This window comes from Methylobacterium ajmalii (genome assembly GCF_016613415.1).
GTDB lineage: Bacteria > Pseudomonadota > Alphaproteobacteria > Rhizobiales > Beijerinckiaceae > Methylobacterium > Methylobacterium ajmalii.
The window spans coordinates 64,671-88,180 of the sequence record NZ_JACWCT010000022.1 but is presented as its reverse complement, the minus strand read 5'-3'; the positions used below and the strand labels follow the sequence as shown (position 1 = coordinate 88,180).

At 71.8% G+C, this 23,510-nt stretch carries 23 protein-coding genes; 6 read left to right on the top strand and 17 right to left on the bottom strand.

Annotated features, from left to right (window positions below; translation table 11 throughout):
- Window positions 1-64 precede the first annotated feature (64 nt).
- Window positions 65-907 (bottom strand): DUF1206 domain-containing protein, encoded by an 843-nt coding sequence (locus HPY23_RS04000; RefSeq protein WP_091881799.1) that lies wholly within the window; start codon window positions 905-907, stop codon window positions 65-67.
- Between the two features lie 12 nt (window positions 908-919).
- On the bottom strand, window positions 920-1,495 hold the full coding sequence (locus HPY23_RS03995; RefSeq protein WP_060847062.1) for a DUF533 domain-containing protein: 576 nt from the start codon (window positions 1,493-1,495) through the stop codon (window positions 920-922).
- A gap of 99 nt (window positions 1,496-1,594) precedes the next feature.
- Here HPY23_RS03995 and HPY23_RS03990 point away from each other — a divergent pair, with 99 nt between their 5' ends.
- Together HPY23_RS03990 and HPY23_RS03985 are read left to right on the top strand one after the other, a co-directional pair.
- Window positions 1,595-2,392, top strand: a complete 798-nt coding sequence (locus tag HPY23_RS03990; RefSeq protein WP_060847061.1) for a DUF3750 domain-containing protein — start codon at window positions 1,595-1,597, stop codon at window positions 2,390-2,392.
- A gap of 87 nt (window positions 2,393-2,479) precedes the next feature.
- Window positions 2,480-2,695 (top strand): hypothetical protein, encoded by a 216-nt coding sequence (locus HPY23_RS03985; RefSeq protein ID WP_060847060.1) that lies wholly within the window; start codon window positions 2,480-2,482, stop codon window positions 2,693-2,695.
- A gap of 138 nt (window positions 2,696-2,833) precedes the next feature.
- Here the strand turns inward: HPY23_RS03985 and HPY23_RS03980 are convergent, their stop codons facing one another.
- Window positions 2,834-3,829, bottom strand: a complete 996-nt coding sequence (locus HPY23_RS03980; protein ID WP_091882121.1) for a LacI family DNA-binding transcriptional regulator — start codon at window positions 3,827-3,829, stop codon at window positions 2,834-2,836.
- 47 nt (window positions 3,830-3,876) lie between these two features.
- A complete protein-coding gene (locus HPY23_RS03975) occupies window positions 3,877-4,917 on the bottom strand; it encodes an L-idonate 5-dehydrogenase (RefSeq protein ID WP_091881796.1) in 1,041 nt (346 codons plus the stop codon).
- A 162-nt stretch (window positions 4,918-5,079) separates the two neighbouring features.
- Here HPY23_RS03975 and HPY23_RS03970 point away from each other — a divergent pair, with 162 nt between their 5' ends.
- Window positions 5,080-5,847 (top strand): SDR family oxidoreductase, encoded by a 768-nt coding sequence (locus HPY23_RS03970; protein ID WP_175539838.1) that lies wholly within the window; start codon window positions 5,080-5,082, stop codon window positions 5,845-5,847.
- Window positions 5,848-6,173: 326 nt separating this feature from the next.
- Here the strand turns inward: HPY23_RS03970 and HPY23_RS03965 are convergent, their stop codons facing one another.
- On the bottom strand, window positions 6,174-6,863 hold the full coding sequence (locus HPY23_RS03965) for a DNA-binding protein (protein ID WP_091881790.1): 690 nt from the start codon (window positions 6,861-6,863) through the stop codon (window positions 6,174-6,176).
- Between the two features lie 147 nt (window positions 6,864-7,010).
- Here HPY23_RS03965 and HPY23_RS03960 point away from each other — a divergent pair, with 147 nt between their 5' ends.
- Window positions 7,011-7,679 (top strand): response regulator, encoded by a 669-nt coding sequence (locus HPY23_RS03960; protein WP_060847056.1) that lies wholly within the window; start codon window positions 7,011-7,013, stop codon window positions 7,677-7,679.
- Window positions 7,676-9,001: a sensor histidine kinase gene (locus tag HPY23_RS03955; RefSeq protein WP_091881787.1), complete on the top strand. Its 1,326-nt coding sequence runs from the start codon at window positions 7,676-7,678 to the stop codon at window positions 8,999-9,001. The genes HPY23_RS03960 and HPY23_RS03955 overlap by 4 nt, the downstream gene beginning before the upstream one ends.
- Before the next feature lie 277 nt (window positions 9,002-9,278).
- Here HPY23_RS03955 and HPY23_RS03950 read toward each other — a convergent pair whose 3' ends face one another.
- The 12 genes from HPY23_RS03950 to argE all read right to left on the bottom strand — a co-directional run bounded on the left by HPY23_RS03950 (window position 9,279) and on the right by argE (window position 21,444).
- Complete coding sequence (locus HPY23_RS03950) at window positions 9,279-10,025, bottom strand: YebC/PmpR family DNA-binding transcriptional regulator (protein ID WP_048434141.1); 747 nt, start codon at window positions 10,023-10,025, stop codon at window positions 9,279-9,281.
- A gap of 204 nt (window positions 10,026-10,229) precedes the next feature.
- Window positions 10,230-11,099: a phosphonate ABC transporter, permease protein PhnE gene (phnE, locus tag HPY23_RS03945; protein WP_091881784.1), complete on the bottom strand. Its 870-nt coding sequence runs from the start codon at window positions 11,097-11,099 to the stop codon at window positions 10,230-10,232.
- Entirely contained in the window at window positions 11,096-11,980 is an 885-nt protein-coding gene (gene phnE / locus HPY23_RS03940; protein WP_091881781.1) for a phosphonate ABC transporter, permease protein PhnE, read from the bottom strand. The genes phnE (HPY23_RS03945) and phnE (HPY23_RS03940) overlap by 4 nt, the downstream gene beginning before the upstream one ends.
- Window positions 11,981-12,127: 147 nt before the next feature.
- Entirely contained in the window at window positions 12,128-13,051 is a 924-nt protein-coding gene (phnD, locus tag HPY23_RS03935) for a phosphonate ABC transporter substrate-binding protein (RefSeq protein WP_060847052.1), read from the bottom strand.
- Window positions 13,052-13,083: 32 nt separating this feature from the next.
- Complete coding sequence (phnC, locus tag HPY23_RS03930) at window positions 13,084-13,911, bottom strand: phosphonate ABC transporter ATP-binding protein (protein WP_091881778.1); 828 nt, start codon at window positions 13,909-13,911, stop codon at window positions 13,084-13,086.
- Window positions 13,912-13,985: 74 nt separating this feature from the next.
- Window positions 13,986-14,603 carry an LbetaH domain-containing protein gene (locus HPY23_RS03925; RefSeq protein WP_091881775.1) on the bottom strand — a complete coding sequence of 206 codons (618 nt, stop codon included), beginning with the start codon at window positions 14,601-14,603 and terminating at the stop codon, window positions 13,986-13,988.
- Between the two features lie 4 nt (window positions 14,604-14,607).
- On the bottom strand, window positions 14,608-15,285 hold the full coding sequence (locus tag HPY23_RS32805; RefSeq protein WP_244537479.1) for a DUF1045 domain-containing protein: 678 nt from the start codon (window positions 15,283-15,285) through the stop codon (window positions 14,608-14,610).
- Between the two features lie 145 nt (window positions 15,286-15,430).
- Window positions 15,431-16,942, bottom strand: a complete 1,512-nt coding sequence (locus HPY23_RS03915; RefSeq protein WP_091881768.1) for a fumarate hydratase — start codon at window positions 16,940-16,942, stop codon at window positions 15,431-15,433.
- A 226-nt stretch (window positions 16,943-17,168) separates the two neighbouring features.
- Window positions 17,169-18,314 (bottom strand): CaiB/BaiF CoA transferase family protein, encoded by a 1,146-nt coding sequence (locus tag HPY23_RS03910; RefSeq protein WP_091881763.1) that lies wholly within the window; start codon window positions 18,312-18,314, stop codon window positions 17,169-17,171.
- Between the two features lie 5 nt (window positions 18,315-18,319).
- The gene (locus HPY23_RS03905; protein WP_091881760.1) at window positions 18,320-19,756 is read right to left on the bottom strand and encodes an aldehyde dehydrogenase family protein; all 1,437 of its coding nucleotides are present in this window, start codon (window positions 19,754-19,756) and stop codon (window positions 18,320-18,322) included.
- A 144-nt stretch (window positions 19,757-19,900) separates the two neighbouring features.
- Window positions 19,901-20,212, bottom strand: coding sequence for a hypothetical protein (locus tag HPY23_RS03900; protein ID WP_091881757.1), 312 nt, complete (start codon window positions 20,210-20,212; stop codon window positions 19,901-19,903).
- An 89-nt stretch (window positions 20,213-20,301) separates the two neighbouring features.
- Entirely contained in the window at window positions 20,302-21,444 is a 1,143-nt protein-coding gene (gene argE / locus HPY23_RS03895; protein WP_091881753.1) for an acetylornithine deacetylase, read from the bottom strand.
- Window positions 21,445-21,787: 343 nt separating this feature from the next.
- Between argE and HPY23_RS03890 the strand changes: the two genes are divergently transcribed.
- Window positions 21,788-23,410 (top strand): ABC transporter substrate-binding protein, encoded by a 1,623-nt coding sequence (locus HPY23_RS03890; protein ID WP_091881750.1) that lies wholly within the window; start codon window positions 21,788-21,790, stop codon window positions 23,408-23,410.
- Window positions 23,411-23,510: the final 100 nt, after the last annotated feature.

The following is a 23,510-nucleotide window of genomic DNA, read 5'->3' as shown; positions in this document are numbered from 1 at the left end:
GAAACAAAAAATAAAAAAGACAAGGCATATATTTTTGTGATAATCATTTTCTAATGATTATGAATCAGCGAGTAATCTCTGTCACCGCCCGACGCGCAGCGTCGAGGTCCGGCGGGTCTATGTGGCGGTAGCGGGCCTGGACGAGGCCGAACATCCCGAAGGCCGCGAGGCCGGCCGCGGTCAGCCCGAGGAGCACCCAGCCGTAGGGCTCGTCGCGCAGGGCCTGGAGGGCGCCGCCGAGGCCCTTCACGTCGCTCGACCGACTCTCGACCGCGGCCGCGATCAGGAAGCCGCCGATCAGCCCGAAGGTCAGCGCCCGGGCGGCGTAGCCGAAGCGGCCGACATGCCGGACCCAGTCGCGGGCGTCGTGCGGCACCGAGAGGCGCTTGCACACGTCGCCCTTCCAGGCCTTGGCCGCGAAGGCGAGGCCGGCGCCGATCACCACGAGGCCGACCGCGCCGACGAGCCATTGGCCGAAGGGCTGCTGCAGCAGCCAGGCGGTCCAGTCGCGGGCGCCCTGGTCCTCGGCCTGGCGCGCCGTGCCGCGGCCGAGCGCCGCCGTCATCATCGACAGGCCGAGGCCGCCATAGGTCACGCCGCTGACGAGGTGGCCGGCCCGGGTCGCCAATCCCTTGGCCGAGCGGCCGTATCGGTCGGCATCGGTCACCGCCTCGACCACGCGCCAGAGCGCGAAGGCGGCGAGCCCGAGGGCCACGACGCCGAGCAGGATCCAGCCGAACGGCCGCTCCAGCAGGATCAGCAGGGCGCTGCGGCTGCCCCCGGTCTGCCCGCCGACGCCGATCGCAGCGAGCACCGCGAGGCCGCCGACGAGGCAGTAGGTGACCCCGCGGGCGCCGTAGCCGAGGCGGGCGAGCAGTTCGAGGGCTTGCCGGCCGTCGAGGCGCATCGGGGTTGCCGATCAGGCCGCGAGGCCGGATTCGACCCGGGCGAGCGCGTCGTCGTCGAGGTCGAGGGCGTCGGCCAGCATGCGCAGGAAGGCGCGCTCCTGCATCGTGTCGGGATCGATGGCGAGGCGGGCCGCGGCGTAGACCCGGGCACCGGCCTCGGGAGTGGCGACCCGGTCGGCGATCTCGTCGATCGTCGCCGGGTCCTCGAGCTCGCGGGCGAGCCACTGGCGGCCGGCGAGGTCGAGACCGGATTCGGCGACCGCGGCGTCCAGCCGCTCGCGCTCGCGGGCGTCGATCACCCCGTCGGCGGCGGAGGCCGCCACCATGATCCGCAGGCACAGCGTCGCCTCGTCGTCGCTGAGCGCACCGGCCTCGAAGGGCGTCGCGGCCGGGGCGCGGGCCGTGTCCCGGGCCGGACCTTGCGGGGCTCCAGCCCCTCGCGCCGGCTCCGCCCCGGGCTCGCCGCGCTGCGTCGCCCGCACGGCGAGGCCGGCGATGAGCGCCAGGCCGCCGAGGGCGGCGGAGGCCGCGAGCCCGCCGCGGCGGCTGCGCACCAGGGCGTCCAGCACCCGTTTCACCTCGGCCATCGCGTTCTCCCGTACCCGTCCGCAGTACTCGTTGCAGGCCAACAACGGTCTCGCCCGGCCGCGGTTGCGCCGCCCCGCTCCGACGACCATCTTCGCGTCATGCTGCTCGCCCTGGCCTGGTGTGCGCGCACCCTGGTGCTGGCGCTCGTTCTCCTGTTCCTGCTGCCGCTCGCCGCCCACGCCCTGTGGTGGTGGAGCCGCGACGACCTCGCCCCCGACTGGGCCACCGCCGACTGGTCGAGCGCGCGGCTCCTGCCCGCTCCCGCCGCGGCGCCCGAGGCCCTGGTGCGGATCTACGCCGCCCGGGTCGGGCGCTGGCGGGGCATCTTCGCCCATCACACCTGGATCGTGGTCAAGGAGGCCGGAGCACCGCGCTACACCCGCTACGACGTGGTCGGCTGGGGCCTGCCGGTGCGCAAGGACGCCTACGCGGCGGATGCGCGCTGGTTCGGCAACCCGCCGCAGGTCGTGCTCGCCCTCGACGGCGAGGCGGCGGCCGCCGCGGTGCCGCGGATCCACGCCGCCGTCGCGACCTACCCGCACCGGGCGGCGGGCAGCTACAGCGCCTGGCCGGGGCCGAACTCCAACACCTTCGTGGCCCATGTCCTGCGCGCCGTGCCCGACCTCGGGGTGGCGCTGCCGCCGACGGCCCTCGGCAAGGACTTTTCGGAGCGCGCCGTCGCCTGGACGCCGAGCCGAACCGGCCTCCAGCTCTCGGCCCGGGGCTATCTCGGCCTGACCCTCGGCTGGGTCGAGGGGATCGAGGTCAACGTGCTGGGCGCGGTGGCGGGGCTGGACCTGCGCCGCCCGGCCCTGAAGCTCCCGGGCTGGGGCCGCATCGGCATGGATCCGGCCGGCGCCGCCGAGACCTTGATCGCCCCGACGCCGAGCCGCTGAAGGCCGGCCCGGCGATCGTCGGGCATCCGCATTGAACCAAACCGTGTTGCGGCGCGTTAACTCTCGCCCACAGGTTTGCAGTGCGACATGTCCAACTCCCGCTTCGTCAAGGCCGACACGGCCCCCTCCCCGTTCGTCGGCCCCTTCGCGCCGGTGCTCGCCGGCGTCTCGCGCGGGCTGCAGGACCTGTTTCCGCTGGTCGAGCAGCCCCGGGCCGCTCAACGCAGCCCGGTGGAAGAAGGTCACGACGCCGTCGCCCCGGTGCTGCGGCCCCGCCCGGCGCCCCGGCCGCGCGTGGCCTGACCCGCGAGGCTCGCGACCTCGGCTCCCGTCGCGACCCCAAGCCGACCTGCGTTGGCAGGCCAACGCTTTAACCGCTTGGGTTCTTGTTCTGTCGCAGATTTTCGGCGCCGAACCGGTCACCACTTCGGCGAAATCTGCCTAGCCGGTGCTCTCCCGCAGGAGCAGCCTGAACCCGAGGTCGATCACCGCCGGTTCCCCCGCCCCGCCGTCGAGGAGCCCGAGCAGCAGGGCGCCGGTGCGCCGGCCGATCTCGTCGGGATCGACCGCGATGGTGGAGAGGCGCGGCACGCATTGGCGGCCGATCTCGAAATCGCCGAAGCCCAGGAGCCTCACGTCCTGCGGCACCCGGATCCCGCGGCGCTGGCACTCCATCAGCGCCCCGAAGGCCGAGATGTCGGAGACGAGGAAGACCGCCTCGGCGCCCCCGCGGGCGACGAGCTCCGCCAGCGCCTCGGCCCCGTGCGCGAAGGCGCCGGCCGCGCGGCCGTGGTGCAGGACCAGATCGTCGGCACGGCCCGCCTCGGCGAGACCGTCGCGAAAGCCGCGCAGGCGCTCCTCGCCGCGGAAATCCCGGACCTCGCCGATGCGCTCCGGCCCGAGGCCGGCGATGCGGGCGGCGCCGAGACCCGCGAGGGTCCGTGCCGCCAGCCGTCCGACCTCGTAGTTCGAGAAGCCCACCGCCCGGTCGATCGGCGCCTCCGGCCGGTCCCAGATCTCCACCACCGGCACCCCGGCCCGGGCGAGGAGGTCGCGGGCGCGAGACGAGCGGTGCATCCCCGACACCACGATCGCGTCCGGGCGGCGCGACAGCATCGCGCGCAGGACCGTCTCCTCCTCCGCGACCGAGTAGCCGGTGACCCCGATCAGCGGCTGGTAGCCGCGCGGGCGCAGCACGGCGGTGAGGCCGGCGGCGGTGTCGGCGAAGTTCGGGTTGGTCAGGGTCGGGACGATCAGGGCGACGAAGCCGGTGCGCCGCGACGACAGGCTCCCGGCGCCGCGGTCCGGCACGTAGCCGAGCCGGTCCACCGCCGCCAGCACCCGCGCTCGCGTCTCCTGCGAGACGCGGGCGGGCGCGGCCAGCGTGCGCGAGACCGTCATCGGCGAGACGCCGGCGAGGCGCGACACGTCGCGCATCGTCGGTGCCCGGCGCGGGGGCGTGGACCCGTCGGCCATCGGCCGGCCTAGAAGGCGAGGTGGACCTTGATCGCCCGGCTGCGGTCGGCGGCGAGCGCGAAGGCCTCGTCGGCCCGGGACATCGGCAGCTCGGCCGACAGGATCGGCGCGACGTCGATCCGGCCGGAGGCCAGGAGCGCGATGGCGGTGCGGTACTCCTCGTGGAAGCGGAAGGCGCCGACGAAATCGATCTCGCGGGCCATCAGGAGATTGGCCGGCACCGGCACGTCGCCCGGCGGCATCATGCCGAGCTGCACCACCCGGCCGCCGGGCCGCACCACCCGGAACAGCGAGGCGAGCGCCGCGGGCGCGCCGGTGGCTTCCAGCGCGACGTCGAAGGTGCCCTTGTCGGCCTCGTAGGCGGCGAGCCGCTCGGGCTGCGAGGCCACATTGATGGTCTCGGCCGCGCCGATCTCGCGGGCGATGGCGAGCGGCGCCTCGGCGAGATCGGTGCAGACGATCCGGCGCGCCCCCGCGAGCCGCGCCGCCATCAGGCACAGGAGCCCGATCGGCCCGGCCCCGGCGATGAGGACGTGGCGGCCCAGGAGCTCGCCGGCCCGCCGGATCCCGTGGAGCGCCACCGCCAGGGGCTCGCCGCAGGCCGCGACCCGCATCGGCATCGTGTCGGGGATCGGCACGCACTGGTCGGCCCGGGCGAGGAAGAGCTCGCTGAAGCCGCCCTGGACATGCGGGAAGATCGCCGCCGAGCCGAAGAACCGCATGTTGCGGCACAGGTTCGAGCGGCCGGCGCGGCAATAGTCGCAAGCGAGGCACGGACGGCTCGGATCGACCGCGACCCGGTCGCCCGGCTTCACGCCGGTGACCGCGTTGCCCACCCGCGTCACCGTGCCGGCGACCTCGTGGCCGAGCACCATCGGCTCGCGCAAGCTGAAATCCCCGACCCGGCCCTTTCCGTAATAGGACAGGTCCGAGCCGCAGATGCCGCCCGCGCCGAGCGCGACCACGACCTCGTCCGCCTCCGGCTCGCGCAGCGAGATCGTCTCGACCCGCAGGTCCTTGGCGGCGTGGATGCGCGCGGCGAGCGTCATGGCCAAACATCTCCTCCCGGTGGGCTCGCTGGCGGCCGGATCACCGGCGCCGCGATGCCGCTTGCCTTGGTATCGGTACCATGCTTCCCTTCGGGTACGAGCGCAACCGCAAGGAGCGGCCCGAAGGTCGCCGGCCGGAGCGCGTCGGGGAGGAGTTCGCCGGTGTCGACCGCCTTGTTCGATCTGTCGGGCCGCCGTGCCCTGGTGACCGGCTCCAGCCAGGGCATCGGCCTGTCGCTGGCGCTCGGCCTCGGCCGCGCGGGAGCGGCGATCGTGCTCAACGGCCGCGATGCGGCAAAGCTCGACGGCGCCGTGGCGGAGCTGCGGAACGAGGGCATCACGGCCGAGGCTGCGGCCTTCGACGTGTCGGATGCGGCCGCCGTGAAGGCGGGCGTCGACCGGATCGAGGCCGAGATCGGCCCCCTCGACATCCTGGTCAACAATGCCGGCATCCAGCGCCGCGCGCCGCTCGAGGAGTATTCCGTCGAGACCTGGCACGAGCTGATGCGGGTCAACCTCGACAGCGTGTTCTATGTCGGCCAGGCGGTGGCCCGGCACATGATCGGACGCAAGCGGGGCAAGATCATCAACATCGCCAGCCTCCAGAGCGAGGCGGCGCGCTACTCGATCGCCCCCTACACCGCCTCGAAGGGCGCGGTGAAGAACCTGACCAAGGGCATGTGCACCGACTGGGCCCGCCACGGCCTGCAGGTGAACGGCATCGGCCCGGGCTACTTCGCGACGCCGCTCAACCAGGCCCTGATCGAGAACCCCGACTTCGACGCCTGGCTGAGGAACCGCACCCCGGCCGGGCGCTGGGGCCGGGTGGAGGAGCTGCAGGGCGCGGCGATCTTCCTGGCCTCGTCCGCCTCGGATTTTGTCAACGGCCAGATCCTCTACGTGGACGGGGGCGTGCTGGCGACGTTGTGACGTCGGCTCAGACGATGGGACGCGATCGATCAGCCCCTACGCTGACGTGGGCTTTCCCCTCCCCTCTCTGCGGGGGAGGGTGCCCGGCTGCGAGTGCGAAGCACTCGTGCGCCGGGCGGGAGAGGGGCAGCGCGACGCTGATCCAGAGCGCGCCCTTCAGAACGGCTCAGTCTTTTCCGGAAACGTGGTTCCCCTCTCCCGCCCCACTCCGTGGAGCACCCTACCCCGAAGAGGGGGGAGGGGGAAATCCGCGCCTCTCCTTTTTTTCGGACAGCCCGCCTCATGCGAGGCGGCCCGACACTGTCGGGCCGAGCCCGTCACGCCCCTCAGAACACCCGCTTCTCGCGGATCTGCCCGTCGAAGCCGACATGGAGCATCCGCTCCTTGCCGTCCTGGCCCTTGGCCGCCACGTCGAGGTGGCGCGGGCCGCGGCCGGCGACACGCACGTCCGAGTAGCCGGCATCCGTGACCGCCTTGGTGAGGGCCGGGACGTCGATGGTCGGCCCCAGCCCGGCCTTGTCCTTCGCCCAGTCGAGGCCGCCGGGGGGCGGGCCCATCGGGCGCAAGGGTTCGATCTTGCCGTCGGCCCGGGTGAGCGCGCTGGCGTGGAGGAAGCCGTTCTCGAACCGGCCCTGCACCGTCACGCTCTCGCCCTTGGCGACCAGGGTGCCGCCCTCGCCGGCCCGGCCGGTCTCGACCAGCGCGCGGCCGGTGCCGTCCTGAAGGATGAACTTGTTGCCGAACATCTCGGCGACCTCGCCCTTGGCGGCGGTGGCGCCAGACGGCGCCAGAGCGCTCACGGCGACGGGGGCGACGGGGGTGAGCGGGGTCTGCGCCGGCTGGGCGAGCGAGAGCCCGACGGCGCCGAGCGCCAGCGGCACCGCGACGGCGCCGACGAGGAGGCCGCGGCGGGGCTTGGTGCGCGGGGCGGGTGCGACGGTCTCGGTCGCGCCGGTCTCGACCTTGGCGGTCTCGATCTCGGTGGCCTTGCCCTCGATGGTGGTGTGGTCGGTCATCGGCGTGTTCCTGTCATTGGGGCCCTTCCGGGTTGGCGCTCTTCTACGTCAGGGCCCGGGAACCGGGCCTGAACCTCGCCGTTCAGGTTCGGTTAAACAGCCGGGACTACGGCGGAATCCGCGTTCCCACCTCCGAGTCATCCGCCCATGAAGCTCCTGCTCGTCGAGGACGACGCGGCGCTGGCCGCCGAGATCCTGCGGGTCCTGCGCGCCGAGAATTGCGCCGTCGACCACGCCCGCAACGGCGAGGACGGCGCGCATCTCGGCGACACCGAGACCTACGACGCGGCGGTGCTCGATCTCGGCCTGCCGAAGCGCGACGGGATCGCGGTGCTGCAGGGCTGGCGGGCGGCGGGCCGCACCCTGCCGGTGCTGATTCTCACCGCGCGGGACGCCTGGAGCGACAAGGTGGCGGGCTTCAAGGCCGGGGCCGACGATTACCTGGTCAAGCCGTTCCGGGTCGAGGAGCTGGTGATCCGCCTGCGGGCGCTGGTGCGCCGCGCCGCCGCCCACGGGGCGACGAGCATCGCCTGCGGCCCGATCACCTTCGATCCCGGCCTCGGCGCCTTCACCCGCGACGGGCTGCCGCTCAAGCTCACCGCCCTCGAATGGCGGGTCCTGTCCTGCCTGATCCTGCGCCGCGACGGGGTGGTGCCCCGGGGCGAATTGCTGGAACGGGTCTACGAGGGCGACGCGGAGGTCGATTCGAACTCGGTCGAGGTCATCATCACGCGCTTACGCCGCAAGATCGCCCCGGCCCGGATCGAGACCGTGCGCGGCCACGGCTACCGGCTCACCGCGGGCGAGGCGGCGTGACGGGCTTAGGCCAGATCGGCTCCCTGCGCCGGCGCCTGCTCCTCGCGGCGCTGGCGCTGATCGTGGCGGCGCTGGTGGTGGCGGGCCTCGCCATCGGGCTGATCCTCGCGCGCTTCGTGCGCGGGCAGATCGAGTCCCGGCTCGACGCGCAGATCGTCTCCCTGGTCTCGGGGCTGGAGCCGGGCCCGGCCTTGCGCCTGTCGCGCGACCTCGACGCGCCGCCCTTCGACCGACCGGGCTCGGGCTGGGCCTGGCAGGTGCGGCGGGGCGCGGCGACGCTCGGCTCCGCCTCCCTCGCCGGGCGCGACCTCGCTCCCCCGCAGGTCCCGGAGGCGGACGACGACCGGCCCCGTCCCGCGGACGGAACCGGCCCGCGCGGCGAGGCGCTGATCCTGCGGGTCCTGTCCCTCCCGGACGGCACCGTGGTCCTTGCGAGCGCGCCGCGCGCCGCCCTCTGGGGGCCGCTGCGCGAGGCGGGCCTGGCGCTCGCGGCGAGCCTCGGGGTGCTGGGCCTGTGCCTCGCCGCCGGCGCGGTGGCGCAGGTGCGCCTCGGCCTCAAGCCCCTCGACCGGCTGCGCCGGGAACTCGAAGCGGTGCGGGCCGGGCAGCGCGAGCGGGTGCCCGATTCCCAACCGGCGGAGGTCCGGCCGCTCGCCGCCGAGATCAACGCCCTCCTCGACCAGAACGCCGCGCAGCTCGCCCAGGCCCGCACCCATGTGGCGAACCTCGCCCACGGGCTGAAGACGCCGCTCGCCACCCTGAGCCTCGCCCTGTCGGAGCCCGGCCGCGACCCGGACGGGCGCCTGGCGCACCTCGTCGGCAGCCTCGACCGCGGCGTGCGTCACCACCTGCGCCGGGCCCGCAGCGCCGCGCTGACCGGGGCGACCCGGATCCGCACGGACCTCGCCGGCCCGGTCGCCGACCTCGCATCGGCCCTGGAGCGCCTGCACGCCGAGAAGGGCGTGCGGATCACGTCCGCGATCCCGCCCGGCCTCGCGGCGGCCTGCGACCCGCAAGACCTCGACGAGATGCTGGGCAACCTGATCGACAATGCCTGCACCTGGTGCACCCGCGCGGTACGGGTGTCGGCCGACGCCGCGGGCAGCGACATCGTGGTCCGGATCGAGGATGACGGGCCGGGCCTCGGGCCGGAGGCCCTGGCGGCGGTGGCGCAACGCGGCCGGCGCCTCGACGAGACCGTGCCGGGCCACGGCTTCGGGCTCGCCATCACCACGGAACTGGCGGAGCTCTATGGCGGCGGGCTGGAGCTCGACAGGTCGGCGATGGGGGGTCTGCGGGCGCGGCTGCGGCTGCCGGGGTGAGTGGGTCGGGCGAAAGCCGAAGCAGGCGACAGGTCCCACCCTCCCACCTCATCCTGAGGTGTTAGTCGATCAAAGATCGACTGACCTCGAAGGAGGGCTCCAGAAATCTCCGCGATCCCTGGAACCCTCCTTCGAGGCTCAGCGATCTTCGATCGCCCGCACTTCAGGATGAGGTCGCGGGTGGGGCAGAACAATCTTGCGAAAAATTACTGTCATCAGGGGCAGGGATGACCCTGTGAGGCTCAAGGAGCGGTCATGGATGACCGCCCCTTCAGCCTCACCCCTGCATCTTCGCCATCATCGCGTCCGACACCGCGAAGTTCACGAAGACGTTCTGCACGTCGTCCTGGTCCTCGATGGTCTCGACGAGGCGGATCAGCTTCTCGGCGGTCTCGTCGTCGACGTCGACGGTGTTCTGGGCGCGCCAGATCAGGGCGGTGCGGCGGGGCTCGCCGAAGCGGGCCTCGAGGGTCTTGGAGACCTCGCCCATCGCGCCCTGCTCGCAGATGACCTCGTGGCCGCCCTCGTCCGACTTCACGTCGTCGGCGCCGGCCTCGATGGCGGCTTCCAGCATCGTGTCGGCGTCGGCCACCTTGGCGTCGAAGGCGACGAGGCCGACATGGTCGAACATGAACGACACGGCGCCGGTCTCGGCGAGGCTGCCGCCGGACTTGGTGAAGGCCGAGCGGACGTCGGACGCGGTGCGGTTGCGGTTGTCGGTCTGCGCCTCGACGATCAGCGCGGCGCCGCCGGGACCGTAGCCCTCGTAGCGGACCTCCTCGTAGTTCTCCGCGTCGCCCCCGGCCGCCTTCTTGATGGCGCGCTCGATGTTGTCCTTGGGCATGTTCTCGGCCCGGGCCGCGAGAATCGCGGCGCGCAGGCGCGGGTTCATCGAGGGGTCCGGCGTGCCGAGCTTGGCCGCCACGGTGATCTCGCGGGCGAGCTTGGAAAACACCTTCGAGCGGACCGCGTCGACGCGGCCCTTGCGGTGCATGATGTTCTTGAACTGTGAATGCCCGGCCATGGCGCTCCCCGGCGGATTGATCGCCCCGGCGCGCGGAGAGCGCCCGGCGAGGCTCTCGACGCCGCAAGGGACGGATGAGACAGCCGGCTTATAGGCGCCGCTCCCGGGGGAAGACAATCGGGAAGACACGCGCGCCGCGCGAGGTTCTCGCAGCCCGTCGCGCCTGCGAAAACCCGGTGGAATCAGGCCCCTAACCCCTCGGGATCAGTGCGCCGGGCCCCCGATGATCGCCCGGCGCAGGCGGCCCGAGACGAGGTCGATCAGCGCCACGGTGACGAGGATCATCAGCACCAGGAAGGCGACCTGCTGCATCTCCAGCACCCGGATCAGCTCGGTCAGGTACTGGCCGATGCCGCCCGCCCCGACGATGCCGATGATGGTGGCCGAGCGGGTGTTCGATTCGAAGAAGTAGAGAACCTGGCTCGCCAGGACCGGGAGCACCGCCGGCACCAGGCCGAACCGCACCCGGTGCAGCCGCGAGCCGCCCGACGCGGTGACGCCCTCCGACGCCTTGCGGTCGGCGGTCTCGATCGCCTCGGAGAAGAGTTTTCCGAGCGCCCCGAAATCCGAGCAGGCGATGGCGAGCGCCCCGGCGAAGGGGCCGAGGCCGACGACGTTGATCCAGATCAGCGCCCAGATCAGCACGTCGACGGAGCGGATCACGTCGAAGCCGCGGCGCACGCCGAAGCGCAGGAAGGGGTTGGGCACCACGTTGCGGGCGGCGAGAAACGCCACCGGAAAGGCGAGGCAGGCCGCCGTCAGCGTGCCGAGGAACGCGATCGCCAGGGTCTCGCCGAGCGCCGACAGGAACAGCGCGAGGCGCCCTTCGGCCGAGGGCGGCAGCATCATGCCGGCGAACTCGCCCAGCCGATGCAGGCCGTGGACGATGCGCAGGAGCGAGAAATCGAGCCGGACCATCGCGAAGGCCGCGAGGCCGAGGATCACGGCGAGGGTGCCGACCACCGCGGCTCGGCGGGACCACGAGGGCCGGAAGACCGCCGGGTGGCGGGCGCGCAGGCCCTCGAGATCGGCGAGCGCGGCCCGACGCAGGGCGGAAGGGGAGCGGCGCGTCACGCGTGGGCCTCCCGGCCGAGGAGGTGATGGCGCAGGCGCTCGGTGCCGAGGTCGATCGCCACGACGGTGAGGATGATGAGGACGAGGATCGCGCTCACGTCCGAATAGTAGAAGTTGCGGATCGCGACCAGGAACTCCTGGCCGATGCCGCCGGCCCCGACGAAGCCCATCACGCCGGCACCCCGCACGTTGATCTCGAAGCGCAGCAGCGCATAGGAGGCGAAGTTCGAGAGCACCTGGGGCACCACCGCGAAGCGCACGGTCTCGAGGAAGCCCGCCCCCGTCCCGGTCAGCCCCTCGACCGGCTTCATGTCGATGTTCTCGACCACCTCGGAGAAGAGCTTGCCGAGCGCCCCGGTGGTGTGGATGGCGATGGCGAGCACGCCGACCATCGGCCCGAGCCCGAAGGCGATGACGAAGATCAGCGCGAACACCACCTCGGGCACCGTGCGGCACACCTCCAGGAAGCGCCGGGCGCAGAAGCGGATCGCGGTCGAGCGCACCAGGTTGGCCGAAGCGAGGAAGCACAGGCAGAAGGCCGCGATGCCGCCGAACAGCGTACCGAGATAGGCCATCAGGATCGTCTCGCCCAAGAGCGAGAGCCATTTCGGCAGGCCCCAGTACCAGGCGGCAAGGTCCGCCGGCAGGTTGTCCAGGGTCAGGACCGGCAGGATCTGGCCGAGATAGGCGGTGAAGTTGTGGATGTTGTCGAGGAAGGTGAGCGGCCGCACCTCGGCCATCCAGCCGGCGAGGAGGTACAGCGCCACGACGACGACGAAGACCCCGAGCGTGCGCCGGCGCGTCGAGGCGACGGCACCGGAATAGGCGGCGAGCAGGGTCCTCTCGCGCTCGGGCGGCAGTTTCTCGATGCGGACGGTCACGGGGGGTGCTCCTCCCCTCCCCCTTGTGGGGAGGGGTTGGGGGTGGGGGTGGTTCAGGAGGCACCGCCGAGGTCTATCCGGCACCACCCCCACCCCTAGCCCCTCCCCACAAGGGGAGGGGAAGCGCCATACTTGTAAAACGTCGTTTTACGACCGCTTGCGCTGCTCGTCGTTGTGGCGGAGCATGTCGATGATCGGCTGGTAGTCCTTCAGCGTCACCGCGTTGAGACCGAGGTCCTTGCCGTCCGACAGCTTGTCGAAGGTGGCCTTGTCCTTGGTCGGCAGGGCGAGGAAGGCCTGGCGGATCGACTGCTTCAGGTCGTCGGGCAGGCTGGCGAGGACCGCGAAGGGGCCCTCGGGCAAGAACTCGGACTTGAAGATGACGCGGACATCCGCCTGCTTCAGCGGCGTGCCGTCGGGCTTCTTCATGCCCTTGGCGGCCATGCGGGTGATGGTGGTGTCGGTCTCGGAGTTCCAGAGATTGGCCGCGGCGTCCGCGGTACCTTGGATGAGCGCCAGCACGGCATTCTCGTGGCTGCCGGCGAAGAAGGTCTTGCCGAACAGCTTCTCGGGGTCGTGGCCGGCCTTCTGCAGGAAGTATCGCGGCGCCTGGTTGCCGGAGGTCGAGTTCGGGTCGACGAAGGCGAGGCTCTTGCCCTTCAGGTCCTCGATCTTCTGGTACGGGCTGTCGGCCTTCACGTAGATCACCGAGTAGTAGCCCGACGCGCCGGTCTCGTGCTTCTGGTTGACCACCGGCTCGGTCTTCACGCCGGTCATCACCGCGCGGGCGAAGGAGGCCGGGCCGTAGAACGCGATCTGGATGTTGCCGGCGCGCTGGCCCTCGATCACCGCCGCGTAGTCGTTGGCGACCCGCAGCTTCACCGGCACGCCGAGCTCCTTCGAGAGGTAGGCGGTGAGCGGGGTGTAGCGGTCGACGGTGCCCGACGCGTTCTCGGCCGGGATCACGCCGAGCGTCAGCTCGGGATACTTGGCCTTCCAGTCCTGCGCGAAGGCGGGGCCGGCGGCGAGCATCAGGGCGGCGGCGCCCACGAGGGTGCGACGGGTCAGCATCGGTCGAATCCTTGTCTGGGGTCTCGGAAAGATCAGGCGCTCAGCGCCTCGGCGTGGCGGACCGGGGCGCGCACGGGGGCCAGCACCGGCGCCGTCTCGGGCTCGCCGCGGTCCATCACCTCGCCGGCCTCGAGGCCGTAGAGGGTGCGGGCGACGTCCTCGGTGAGGTCGAAGCCGCGGCCGTCGAACACCACCCGGCCGGCCGAGAGGCCGATCAAGCGGTCGCAATAGGCCCGGGCGAGGTCGAGGGAGTGCAGGTTGCAGAGCACGGTGATGCCGTAGCGCTTGTTGGCGTCGGCGAGCGCGTCCATCACCAGGCGGGTGTTGCGCGGGTCGAGGGAGGCCACCGGCTCGTCGGCCAGGATTATCTCCGGCTCCTGGACGAGGGCGCGGGCGATGGCGACGCGCTGCTGCTGGCCGCCCGAGAGCTGGTCGGCCCGGTTGGCGGCGAACGCCCCCATGTCGAAGCTCTCCAGCGCGGCGAGCGCCAGCGCCCGGTCCTCCTCGCTCCACAGCTTCAGGAGCGAGCGGTGCGTCGGCACCTGGTCGAGCCGGCCCATCAGCACGTTCGTCATCACGTCGAGCCGCCCGACGAGGTTGAACTGCTGGAAGATCATGGCGCAGCGGGCACGCCAGGCACGCAGGTCCCGGCCGCGGAGCGCCGTCACGTCGGTGCCGTCGAAGAGGATGCGCCCGGCCGTCGGGTCGGCGAGGCGGTTGAGCATCCGCAGCAGGGTCGACTTGCCGGCACCCGAGCGTCCGATCACGCCGACGAAGCTGCCGCGCTCGATCGACAGGCTGACGCCGTCCACCGCACGGCGCGCCCCGTATTGACGCGTAAGGTTCTCGACAACCAGCATTCGCCCGCCCGATTCGACTGTTCGGCGAACGTAAACGCTGGTTAAGCGACAACAGGATGACAGCGCGTCAGTGCTTAGCCGGCATACTTATCAAGGAAGGCTTCGATCGGCAGTTGACGGAAGTCCGGGAGCGCCGTGCGCAACCGCTCGTGGTCCCAGTCCCACCAGGCCAGCCGCAGCAGGCGCTCGGCACTCGCCTCGTCGAAGCGGCGGCGCACGGGGCGGGCTGGGTTGCCGACCACGATGGTGTAGGGCGCGACGTCCCGGGTGACGATGGCGCCCGCGCCGACCACCGCCCCGGTGCCGATGGTGCGGCCGGGTAGCACCACGACCCCGTGGCCGATCCAGACGTCGTGCCCGATCGTGACGGGCAGGGCCCGGCGCCGCTCGAAGAAGGCCGGTTCGTTCGCCTCCTGCGGCCAGTACGAGGCGGCCCGGTAGGTGAAGTGGCTCTGCGAGGCCCGTTCCATCGGGTGGTTGCCGGGATTGATCCGCACCATCGCGGCGATCGAGCAGAACTTGCCGATCGTGGTGTAGATCACCTCGCCGTCGTTGCCGATGTAGGAATAGTCGTCGAGCACGGTCTCGGCGAGCTGGGTGCGGGGGCCGACCTCGGTGTAGCGGCCCAAGCGGCACTCCCGGACCGTGGCGGTCGGGTCGATGACGGGCTCGAGGCCCAGCTGTCCGGCCATCGCGTCAGCCTCCGAGGGGAATGCGCCGCAGCACCCGGAACGGGGCGGCCCCGTCCTGGCGCAGCACCGACAGGGCGTCGAGCACGAGGGGGGCGCCCGCGCCGTAGGCCGCCGCCAGACGCTCGCGCCAGGGCGCGCGGGCCTCCTCCGGCAGCGCGTCGCTCAGGGTCATGTGGAAGCGGAATTCCTCGAAGACGTGCGGGTAGCCCCAGGCCGCGAGCAGCGCCCGGCCCCGGGGGCTCAGGCGCTCGGGCCTGCGGCGCGCCACCTCGGCCTCGGTGAGGAAGGCGCGGAACGGCTCGAAGGCGGCGACGCATTCGGCGGCGAACAGGCCGAGCTCGGGGGGCGCCGCGTCGGGAACCAGGGCCGTGAAGGCGCCGAGCGTCGCGACCCGCAGGAGGCCGACCGGGACCGGCGGATGGTCCGCCGCCAGCGTCTCCGCCGCGGCGAGCAGGTCGGCCTCGGCGAGACCGGGGGCGAGCCGCATCGGCGCCTTCAGGGTGGCATGGAAGCCGTAGCGGCGGGGAGAATCGGTCACGTCCGCGAGGTCGGCCATCCCCTCGGGGCGGGGTACCTCGGCGCCGGTGTGGTTGTCGTATCCGAGCACGGCGTTGCCGAACCGGGCGAGGTCCGAGCCGGGCTTCGGCGTGAAGTAGAGGGCGTAGCGAGGGGCGCCGGTCACGCGGTTCTCCTTTTTCGCCCGATTCAGCACGCGGGCGTGACTGGACGGTGACGGTGGAGGGTAAGACGCGACAGCGGTGAGCCCGTACCCTCCCCCGCAGAAGGGAGGGAGAAGCCCGCGCTCGACCGAACGACCGATCCCGGAGTTACGCCGGCGCCATCTCCCGCACCGGCCGGCGCCACCTCGTCGGGCCGTCGCGGTGGACCGAGGTGCCGGCGGCATCGACCGCGACCGTCACCGGCATGTCCTCGACCACGAATTCGTGGATCGCCTCCATGCCGAGATCGGCGAAGGCGAGCACCCGGGCCGACTTGATCGCCTTCGAGACGAGGTAGGCCGCCCCACCCACCGCGATCAGGTAGGCCGCACCGTGACGCGCGATGGTCTCGACGGCGGCCGGGCCGCGCTCGGCCTTGCCGACCATGACGAGGAGGCCGGTCCGCGACAGGATCGGCTCCAGGAACTTGTCCATCCTGGTCGCGGTGGTGGGGCCGGCGGGACCCACCGCCTCGTCGCCGACGGCATCGACCGGCCCGACATAGTAGATCGCCCGGTCGCGCAGATCGACCGGCAGCTCCTCGCCGGCCTCCAGCATCCGGGTCAGGCGCAGGTGCGCCGCGTCGCGCCCGGTGAGGAGGTGACCCGACAGCAGCAGGGTCTCGCCGGCCCGCCAGGTCGCCACCTCCTCGCGGGTCAGCCGGTCGAGGTCGACCCGCCGCCCGGCGGCGGTGGCGACGCTGATGTCCTGCGGCCAGAGATCGAAGGAGGGCGGGGTGAAGACGGCCGGGCCGCTGCCGTCGAGGGTGAAGTGGGCGTGCCGGTCGGCGGCGCATTGCGGGATCAGGCCGACGGGGAGCGAGGCGGCGTGGACCGGGAAGGTCTTGAGCTTGACGTCGAGCACGGTGGTGAGGCCGCCGAGCCCCTGCGCGCCGATGCCGAGCGCGTTGACCCGCTCGAAGATCTCGAGCCGCAATTCCTCTTCCCTGGACGAGGGCCCGCGGGCGCGGATCTGCGGCAGGTCGATCGGATCGAGGAGCGAGAGCTTGGCGAGCGTCATCGCCTTCTCGGGCGAGCCGCCGACACCGATGCCGAGCATGCCGGGCGGGCACCAGCCGGCGCCGAGCGTCTCGACGGTGCGCACCACCCAGTCGGCGACGGAATCGCTCGGGTTGAGGGCGGCGAACTTCGCCTTGTTCTCCGAGCCGCCGCCCTTCGCCGCGACGTGGACCTCGACCAGCTCACCCGCCACCATCTCGACGTGGAGCATGGCCGGCGCGTTGTCGCCGGTGTTGCGGCGCCCGAACAGCGGCTCGGAGACCACGGAGGCGCGCAGCGGGTTGCGCTCCTCGCGCCAGGCCCGGCGCACGCCCTCGTCGACGATCTCCTGAAGCGAGCGGTTCGAGACGATCCGCGCTCCGAGCCCGACCTTCATGAAGATCTGCGCCGTGCCGGTATCCTGGCAGATCGGCCGGCGGCCGAAGGCGGCCATGCGCGAATTGACCAGGATCTGCGCCATCGCGTCCCGGGCCGCCGGGCTCTCCTCGCGCCGCCAGGCCTCGGCGAGGTTCTCGATGTAGTCGGCCGGGTGGTAGTACGAGATGAACTGCAGGGCGTCGGCGATGGAAGCGACCAGGTCGTCTTCGCGGATGGTGGCCATGGTGGTCGTCCTCTCAGGCCGTGCGCCCGTCTGTTCGGTTTATCCAGAGACGAACCTCATCCTGAGGTGCTTGCGAAGCAAGCCTCGAAGGAGGGCTCCAGCGAACTCCGCGCCTCCTGGAGCCCTCCTTCGAGGCCCGGCGATCTTCGATCGCCGGGCACCTCAGGACGAGGTGGTGGGTGGGATCGATCGCATGACCGCCAAGTGGTCTACACCGCCAAGCGGTCTACGCGGCTGCGAATTCCCGCCGGATCGCCTCGCTGTGCTCGCCGATCCCGGGCACGCGACCCAGCACCGGGGCCTGGCCGTTGCGCAAGGCCGGCGGCGCGACGATCGAGGCCGGACCGGCATGGGTCTCGACGGTGACCCGGCGGAGCGCCGGATGCGACACGAGGTCGGACAGCCCGTTGACGAAGCCGTAGGCGGTGCCGGCGGCCCTCAATCGGTCGGCGGCCTCGTCGCGGCTCAACTCCGAAAAGACCCGCGCCACCACGGCATCGACCTCGGGGCGATTCGCCACCCGGGCGGTGTTGCTCTCGAAGCCCGGGCGCGACGGGAGTTCGGGCTGGCGCAGGAACGCGGCGCAGAACTTGACCCATTCGCGCTCGTTCTGGATCGAGAGCAGCACAAGGGCCCCGTCCCGGGTCGGGAAGGCGCCGTAGGGGCAGATCGACGGGTGGGCCAGGCCCACCCGCTGCGGCGCCCGGCCGGTGCCCTCGAAGTAGAGCAGCGGCACGTTCATCCAGTCGGCCATGCCGTCGAACAGGCTGACCTCGAGCTTCGCCCCCTCGCCGGTGATGCCCCGGGCGATCAGCGCCTCCAGCACGGCGGAATGGGCCGCCATGCCGCAGGCGATGTCGCAGACCGACACCCCGACCCGGCCGGGACCCGCCGGATGGCCGGTGATCTCGGCCAGGCCGCTCTCGGCCTGGACCAGGAGGTCGTAGGCCTTCATGTCCGAATAGGCGTGGCCCGCGCCGTAGCCGGTGACGTCCACGGTGACGAGCCGCTTGTAGCGGGCGCGCAGCTCGTCCGAGCCGAACCCGGCGCGGGCCGCGGCGCCGGGCGCGAGGTTCTGGATGAACACATCGGCCTTGGCGAGCACCGCGTGCAGGAGCCGGGCATCGCCCGGGTCCTTGATGTCGGCGACCAGGCTCTCCTTGCCGCGGTTGAGCCAGACGAAGTAGCTCGCCAGCCCGTTCACCGCCGCGTCGTAGCCGCGGGCGAAATCGCCCTCCGGCCGCTCGATCTTGATGACGCGGGCGCCCGCATCGGCCAGGCGCGAGGAGCAGTAGGGTGCCGCCACCGCCTGCTCGAGCGCCACCACGGTCAGGCCCTCGAGCGGCCTGACCCTACCACTCCCCGCCGCCATGACCGTCAGACCCCGTGCTTGATCGCGATCATCTTCATCGAGCCGAAGCCGTAGAGGGCCTCGAAGCCCTTCTCGCGGCCGTGGCCCGAGCCCTTCACGCCGCCGAAGGGCAGCTCGACGCCGCCGCCCGCGCCGTAATTGTTGACGAAGACCTGGCCCGACTTGATGCCCTTCGAGAGGCGCAGCGCCTTGCCGAGATCCTGGGTCCAGATGCCGGCGGCCAGTCCGTACTCGGTGCCGTTCGCCACCTTCAGGGCCTCGGCCTCGTCGCGCACCCGGATCGCCACCAGGACGGGCCCGAAGATCTCCTCCTGGGCGAGGCGGTGGTCGGGCGGCACGTCGCCGATCAGGGTCGGGCGGACGTAGTAGCCGTCACCCGGCACGTTGGTACCGAGCTCGCCCTCGGCCAGGATGGTCAGGCCGTCGCGGCGCGCCAGATCGATATAGCTCTGCACCCGCTCGCACTGCTTGGCGTTGACGACGGGGCCGAGGTCGAGGTCCTGCTCGCCCGAGCCGACCCGCAGGTCCTTGAAGCGCTTGGCGAGGTCGGCGACGAAGCTGTCGTAGATCGCGTCCTCGATCACCACGCGCGAACCGGCCGAGCAGGTCTGGCCGGCATTCTGGGTGATCGCCTTGACGATGACGGTGCCGGCCTCCGACAGGTCGGCGTCCGCAAAGACCACCTGGGGCGACTTGCCGCCGAGTTCCAGCGTCACCGGAATCGTGTTCTTGGCCGCGGCGGTCTGGATCAGGGTTCCGACCTCGCGCGAGCCGGTGAAGCTGATGTGGTGGATGCCCTTGTGCGAGGCGAGCGCGGCGCCCGCCTCCTCGCCGAGCCCCGTCACCACGTTGAGGCTGCCGGCCGGGAAGCCGGCCTCGGCCGCGAGCTTGGCGAGGTGCAGCGCCGACAGCGAAGTGTCCTCGGCGGGTTTCAGCACCACGGCGTTGCCCATGGCGAGCGCCGGGGCGACCGAGCGGCCGGTCATCTGGAGGGGATAGTTCCACGGCACGATCACGCCGACGACGCCGTGCGGCTCGTACACGGTCATGACGGTGAAGCCGTTCTGGAACGGGATCGTGTCGCCGTGCACCTTGTCGGCGGCGCCGCCGTAATACTCGAAGTAGCGGGCGCAGACCTGGGCGTCGTTGCGGGCGAGCGTGATCGGCTTGCCGACGTCCTCGCTCTCCATCTTCGCCAGGATCTCGGCGTCGCGGCGGATCAGCTCGGCGAGCTTGAGGAGCAGGCGGCCGCGGGACGCGGCGTCGAGGCGGCCCCACTCGCCGTCCATGGCGGCGTGTCCAGCCTTGACGGCGGCATCGATCTCCTTGGCGCCGCCCCGGGCGATGCGGGCCATCTCCTGGCCGTGCGACGGGTTGACCACCGGCAGGGTCGCCTCGCTGCCGGTCCAGGTGCCGCCGATGAAGTGCTGGTGGGCGTTCATGCTGTCAAACCTCCCGTGGCGACCGGCCGCCGTGTCGGCGGCCGGCCTGCTCTTGGGCGCGGTGTTACCGCGCCGGGAGGGGCATTTCCAATACCATCGACGGGCGGACGCGATAGGATCGCGATATGGCCCGCCCGGGAGCGCTCAGCGGCTGCCGCTGCCGCCGCTGCCCTGCGGCACCGCCCGGGACGGCTGGCCGGCATTGCCGCCGGCGGCCGAATTGCCTGTGACGGTCGAGGCGCCGGTCGGTCCGGGCGCCACGACGCCGCCGGCCGCACCGCCGGTGTTGTTCGGCATCGGCGCGACGGTGCCGGTCGCGGCCGGGCCGGTGCCCATGCTCGATCCGGTGCCGGGGCCGGGGGTGGCCATCGGGGCGGTCGAGGGGGCGGCGGTCTGGGCCGAGGCGGCACCGGCAACGAGAAGGCCGGCGGCAAGTCCGGCGAGTATCGAACGCATGCTGCTCTCCTGTCGGATCCTGGATTTGTGAGGTCCTGGACCCGACAACGTGCGCAGACTGGTGCGGTTCACCTGGCTTCCACCTGGCCTCAACTCTGTTGCGCGATGACGCGGCGCAGCATCGCACAGCATTCGTCGAGGTCGGCAAGCCCGATCGATTCGTCCGGCCGGTGCGCCTCGGCGATGCGGCCGGGCCCGCAGATGATCGACGGGATGCCGGCGGCCTGGAACAGGCCGGCCTCGGTGCCGTAGCTCACCGCCCCGAGGGCGGCGTGGCCCGACCACGCCTCGGCGAGGCTCCGCAACGGCGCGTCGTCGGGCAGATCGAGGGCGGGATAGGCCGACAACACCTCGCTCTCGACCGCGACCTCGCGGCCGGCCGCCCGCAGGGGGTCGACCAGGCCGGCGACCCGGGCGAGGAGGGCGTCGTGGATCGTCATCGGGTCGGTGCCCGGCACCGCGCGGGCCTCCCAGTCGATCCGGCAGGTATCGGGCACGACGTTGACGCCGGTGCCGCCGGCGATGACCCCGACCTGCAGGGTCGAGGAGGCCGGCGTGAACATATCGTGGAACGGGCCCCGCGCGACGAAATCCTCGTGCAGGCCGCGCACCAGCCCGACGAGGTCGGCGGCGAGGTGCACGGCGTTGTCGGCGAGATCCGGCCGCGAGGAATGGCCGGCGCGCCCCCGCACCGTGAGGCGGCCGGCCACCTTGCCCTTGTGGCGCAGGACCGGGCGCATCTCCGAGGGCTCGCCGACGAGGCAGGCGGTGGGGGTGGCGCAGAGCTCGGGCAGCCGGGCGATCATGTGGCGCACGCCGACGCAGCCGACCTCCTCGTCGTAGGACAGGGCGAGGTGGATCGGCCGGGCGAGCGGCGCACGCACCATCTCGGGCACGAGCGCCAGCAGGCAGGCGACGAAGCCCTTCATGTCGACGGCGCCGCGCCCGACCAGGCGGTCGCCGGCCTGCCGCAGGGCGAAGGGGTCGCCGGTCCAGCCCTCGCCCGCCGGCACCACATCGAGATGGCCCGACAGGACGATCCCCGGCACGTCGCGCGGGCCGATCGTCGCGAACAGGTTGGCCCGGTCGCCCTCCGGCCCCGGCAGGACCGCCGCCTCGACGCCGTGGCGGGCGAGGTGGTCGCGCACCAGCGCGACGATCGCGCCGTTCGGCATGCGGCACACCGAGGGGATCGCCACGAGGGCGGACAGGAGGGCGGCGGCGTCGGACATCGGGCTCTCGCGGATCGGCGGACTGCCCGAATCATACCGCCGGAGCGCCGCGGCGCCCCGGTCGAAGGCGGGGAGCGGTACCGCAGAAGCTGCCGCCGGAGGCGCTCCGGACGGCATGAAGGCACGGTCGGATCGCGGCGAGAGCCCGGGTCCGGCCCGTGTCGCCGGAAGCAGCGGCCGCGAACGATTCAGATTGTTGACAATCCTACGAAGATGGTGCTGATTGTTTGTGCCGAACGGATCATGCCCAAAATTTCGGCGGTGCAGCATGGCGCCATCGCACCGCGAAACGGACGGCGCCGCCAGACAACGCCACCGCCAAGCCAGGCCCGAGGGGAAGACGATGTCGCAGCTGGACGCAGACGCCTTTGAGACCATGAGCCCCGCCGACCGCGGCCGCGTCCTCGACGGCCTGCGCCGGGGAGCGTCGCGGCGCGACATCCTGGGCCTGCTCGGCTCGGCCGGCATGGGCGTTCTCGCCGGCGGCACGGTGTTCGGCAGCGCCACGAAGGCGCTGGCCCAGACGCCGAAGCGCGGCGGCAACATCCGGGTCTGCACCTATACCAGCTCGACCTCCGACACGCTCGACCCGGCCAAGCAGTCGAACGCGAGCGACTACGTCCGCTGCAACTTCTTCTACAACAAGCTCGTCCGCATCGACCAGACCGGCGCCCCGGGCCCGGAGCTGGCCGAGAGCTACGACAGCCCCGACGCCAAGACCTGGACCTTCAAGATCCGCAAGGGCGTGACCTTCCACGACGGCAAGGCGCTGACGGTGGAGGACGTGGTCTTCTCGCTCAAGCGCCACCTCGACCCGGCGGTCGGCTCCAAGGCCAACACGCTGGCCAAGCAGATGACCGCGATCGAGGCCGCGGGCCCGAACGAGGTGCGCATCGTGCTCAGCGGCGCCAACGCCGACTGGCCGACCATCCTCGGCACCGCCCACTTCCACATCGTCCAGGCCGGCACGACCGACTTCTCGAAGGGCATCGGCACCGGCCCGTTCAAGTGCAAGGAGTTCACCCCGGGCGTACGCACGATGGCGGTGCGCAACGGCGACTACTGGCGCCAGCCCGGCCCGTTCCTCGACAGCATCGAGTTCTTCGGCCTGCCCGACGAGCAGTCGCGGGTGAACGCCCTCATGTCCGGCGACGTGCAGATCGCCGCGGTGATCAACCCGCGCTCGCTGCGGGTGATCGAGAGCATGGGCGGCTTCGGCGTGCTGGAGACCAAGGCCGGCCTCTACACCAACCTGATCGCCCGCCTCGACGAGGGCCCGGGCGCCAACCCGGACTTCGTGCTCGGCATGAAGTACCTGCTCAACCGCACCCAGATGCGCAGCGCGGTCTTCCGCGGCTACGCCGAGGTCGCCAACGATCACCCGATCCCGTCCTCGAACCGCTACCACGCCGCCGACATCCCGCAGCGGCCCTACGACCCCGAGAAGGCCAAGTTCCACTTCAACAAGGCCGGGGTGCTCGGCTCGACCATCCCGCTCGTCGCCTCGCCGGCGGCCGACGCCTCGGTCGAGATGGCGGTGCTGATGCAGCAGGACGCCAAGAAGCTCGGCCTCAACATCGACGTCCAGCGGGTGCCGTCGGACGGCTACTGGTCGAACTACTGGATGAAGAGCCCGTTCTGCTTCGGCAACATCAACCCGCGCCCGACCGCCGACCTGCTGTTCAGCCTGTTCTTCAAGTCGGATGCGGCCTGGAACGAGTCGCGCTGGAAGAACGAGAAGTTCGACCAGCTCATCGTCGCCGCCCGGGCCGAGCGCGACGAGGCCAAGCGCAAGCAGATGTACCACGACGCGCAGGTGCTGGTGCACGACGAGGCCGGCATCGGCATCCCGGCCTTCATCAGCAACATCGATTGCTACTCCAGCAAGATCAAGGGCCTGCACCCGATCCCGACCGGCGGCCTGATGGGCTACACCTTCGGCGAGTACGCCTGGCTCGACGCCTGATCTCTCGCCGCGCGGGGACGGGGCACGTCCCCGTCCCCCGCATCCTCCCAGGCCCAGCCCCGGGGGCGCGGCGCGTCGGGGGCGCCGGCCGCGCGGCGTC

Excerpts from the sequence above, each read along its gene's own strand:
- HPY23_RS04000 (WP_091881799.1), bottom strand. The coding sequence starts at position 907 with ATGCGCCTCGACGGCCGGCAAGCCCTCGAACTGCTCGCCCGCCTCGGC.
- HPY23_RS03995 (WP_060847062.1), bottom strand. The coding sequence starts at position 1,495 with ATGGCCGAGGTGAAACGGGTGCTGGACGCCCTGGTGCGCAGCCGCCGC.
- HPY23_RS03990 (WP_060847061.1), top strand. The coding sequence starts at position 1,595 with ATGCTGCTCGCCCTGGCCTGGTGTGCGCGCACCCTGGTGCTGGCGCTC.
- HPY23_RS03985 (WP_060847060.1), top strand. The coding sequence starts at position 2,480 with ATGTCCAACTCCCGCTTCGTCAAGGCCGACACGGCCCCCTCCCCGTTC.
- HPY23_RS03980 (WP_091882121.1), bottom strand. The coding sequence starts at position 3,829 with ATGCGCGACGTGTCGCGCCTCGCCGGCGTCTCGCCGATGACGGTCTCG.
- HPY23_RS03975 (WP_091881796.1), bottom strand. The coding sequence starts at position 4,917 with ATGACGCTCGCCGCGCGCATCCACGCCGCCAAGGACCTGCGGGTCGAG.
- HPY23_RS03965 (WP_091881790.1), bottom strand. The coding sequence starts at position 6,863 with ATGACCGACCACACCACCATCGAGGGCAAGGCCACCGAGATCGAGACC.
- HPY23_RS03960 (WP_060847056.1), top strand. The coding sequence starts at position 7,011 with ATGAAGCTCCTGCTCGTCGAGGACGACGCGGCGCTGGCCGCCGAGATC.
- HPY23_RS03950 (WP_048434141.1), bottom strand. The coding sequence starts at position 10,025 with ATGGCCGGGCATTCACAGTTCAAGAACATCATGCACCGCAAGGGCCGC.
- phnD (WP_060847052.1), bottom strand. The coding sequence starts at position 13,051 with ATGCTGACCCGTCGCACCCTCGTGGGCGCCGCCGCCCTGATGCTCGCC.
- phnC (WP_091881778.1), bottom strand. The coding sequence starts at position 13,911 with ATGCTGGTTGTCGAGAACCTTACGCGTCAATACGGGGCGCGCCGTGCG.
- HPY23_RS03925 (WP_091881775.1), bottom strand. The coding sequence starts at position 14,603 with ATGGCCGGACAGCTGGGCCTCGAGCCCGTCATCGACCCGACCGCCACG.
- HPY23_RS03915 (WP_091881768.1), bottom strand. The coding sequence starts at position 16,942 with ATGGCCACCATCCGCGAAGACGACCTGGTCGCTTCCATCGCCGACGCC.
- HPY23_RS03910 (WP_091881763.1), bottom strand. The coding sequence starts at position 18,314 with ATGGCGGCGGGGAGTGGTAGGGTCAGGCCGCTCGAGGGCCTGACCGTG.
- HPY23_RS03905 (WP_091881760.1), bottom strand. The coding sequence starts at position 19,756 with ATGAACGCCCACCAGCACTTCATCGGCGGCACCTGGACCGGCAGCGAG.
- HPY23_RS03900 (WP_091881757.1), bottom strand. The coding sequence starts at position 20,212 with ATGCGTTCGATACTCGCCGGACTTGCCGCCGGCCTTCTCGTTGCCGGT.
- argE (WP_091881753.1), bottom strand. The coding sequence starts at position 21,444 with ATGTCCGACGCCGCCGCCCTCCTGTCCGCCCTCGTGGCGATCCCCTCG.
- HPY23_RS03890 (WP_091881750.1), top strand. The coding sequence starts at position 21,788 with ATGTCGCAGCTGGACGCAGACGCCTTTGAGACCATGAGCCCCGCCGAC.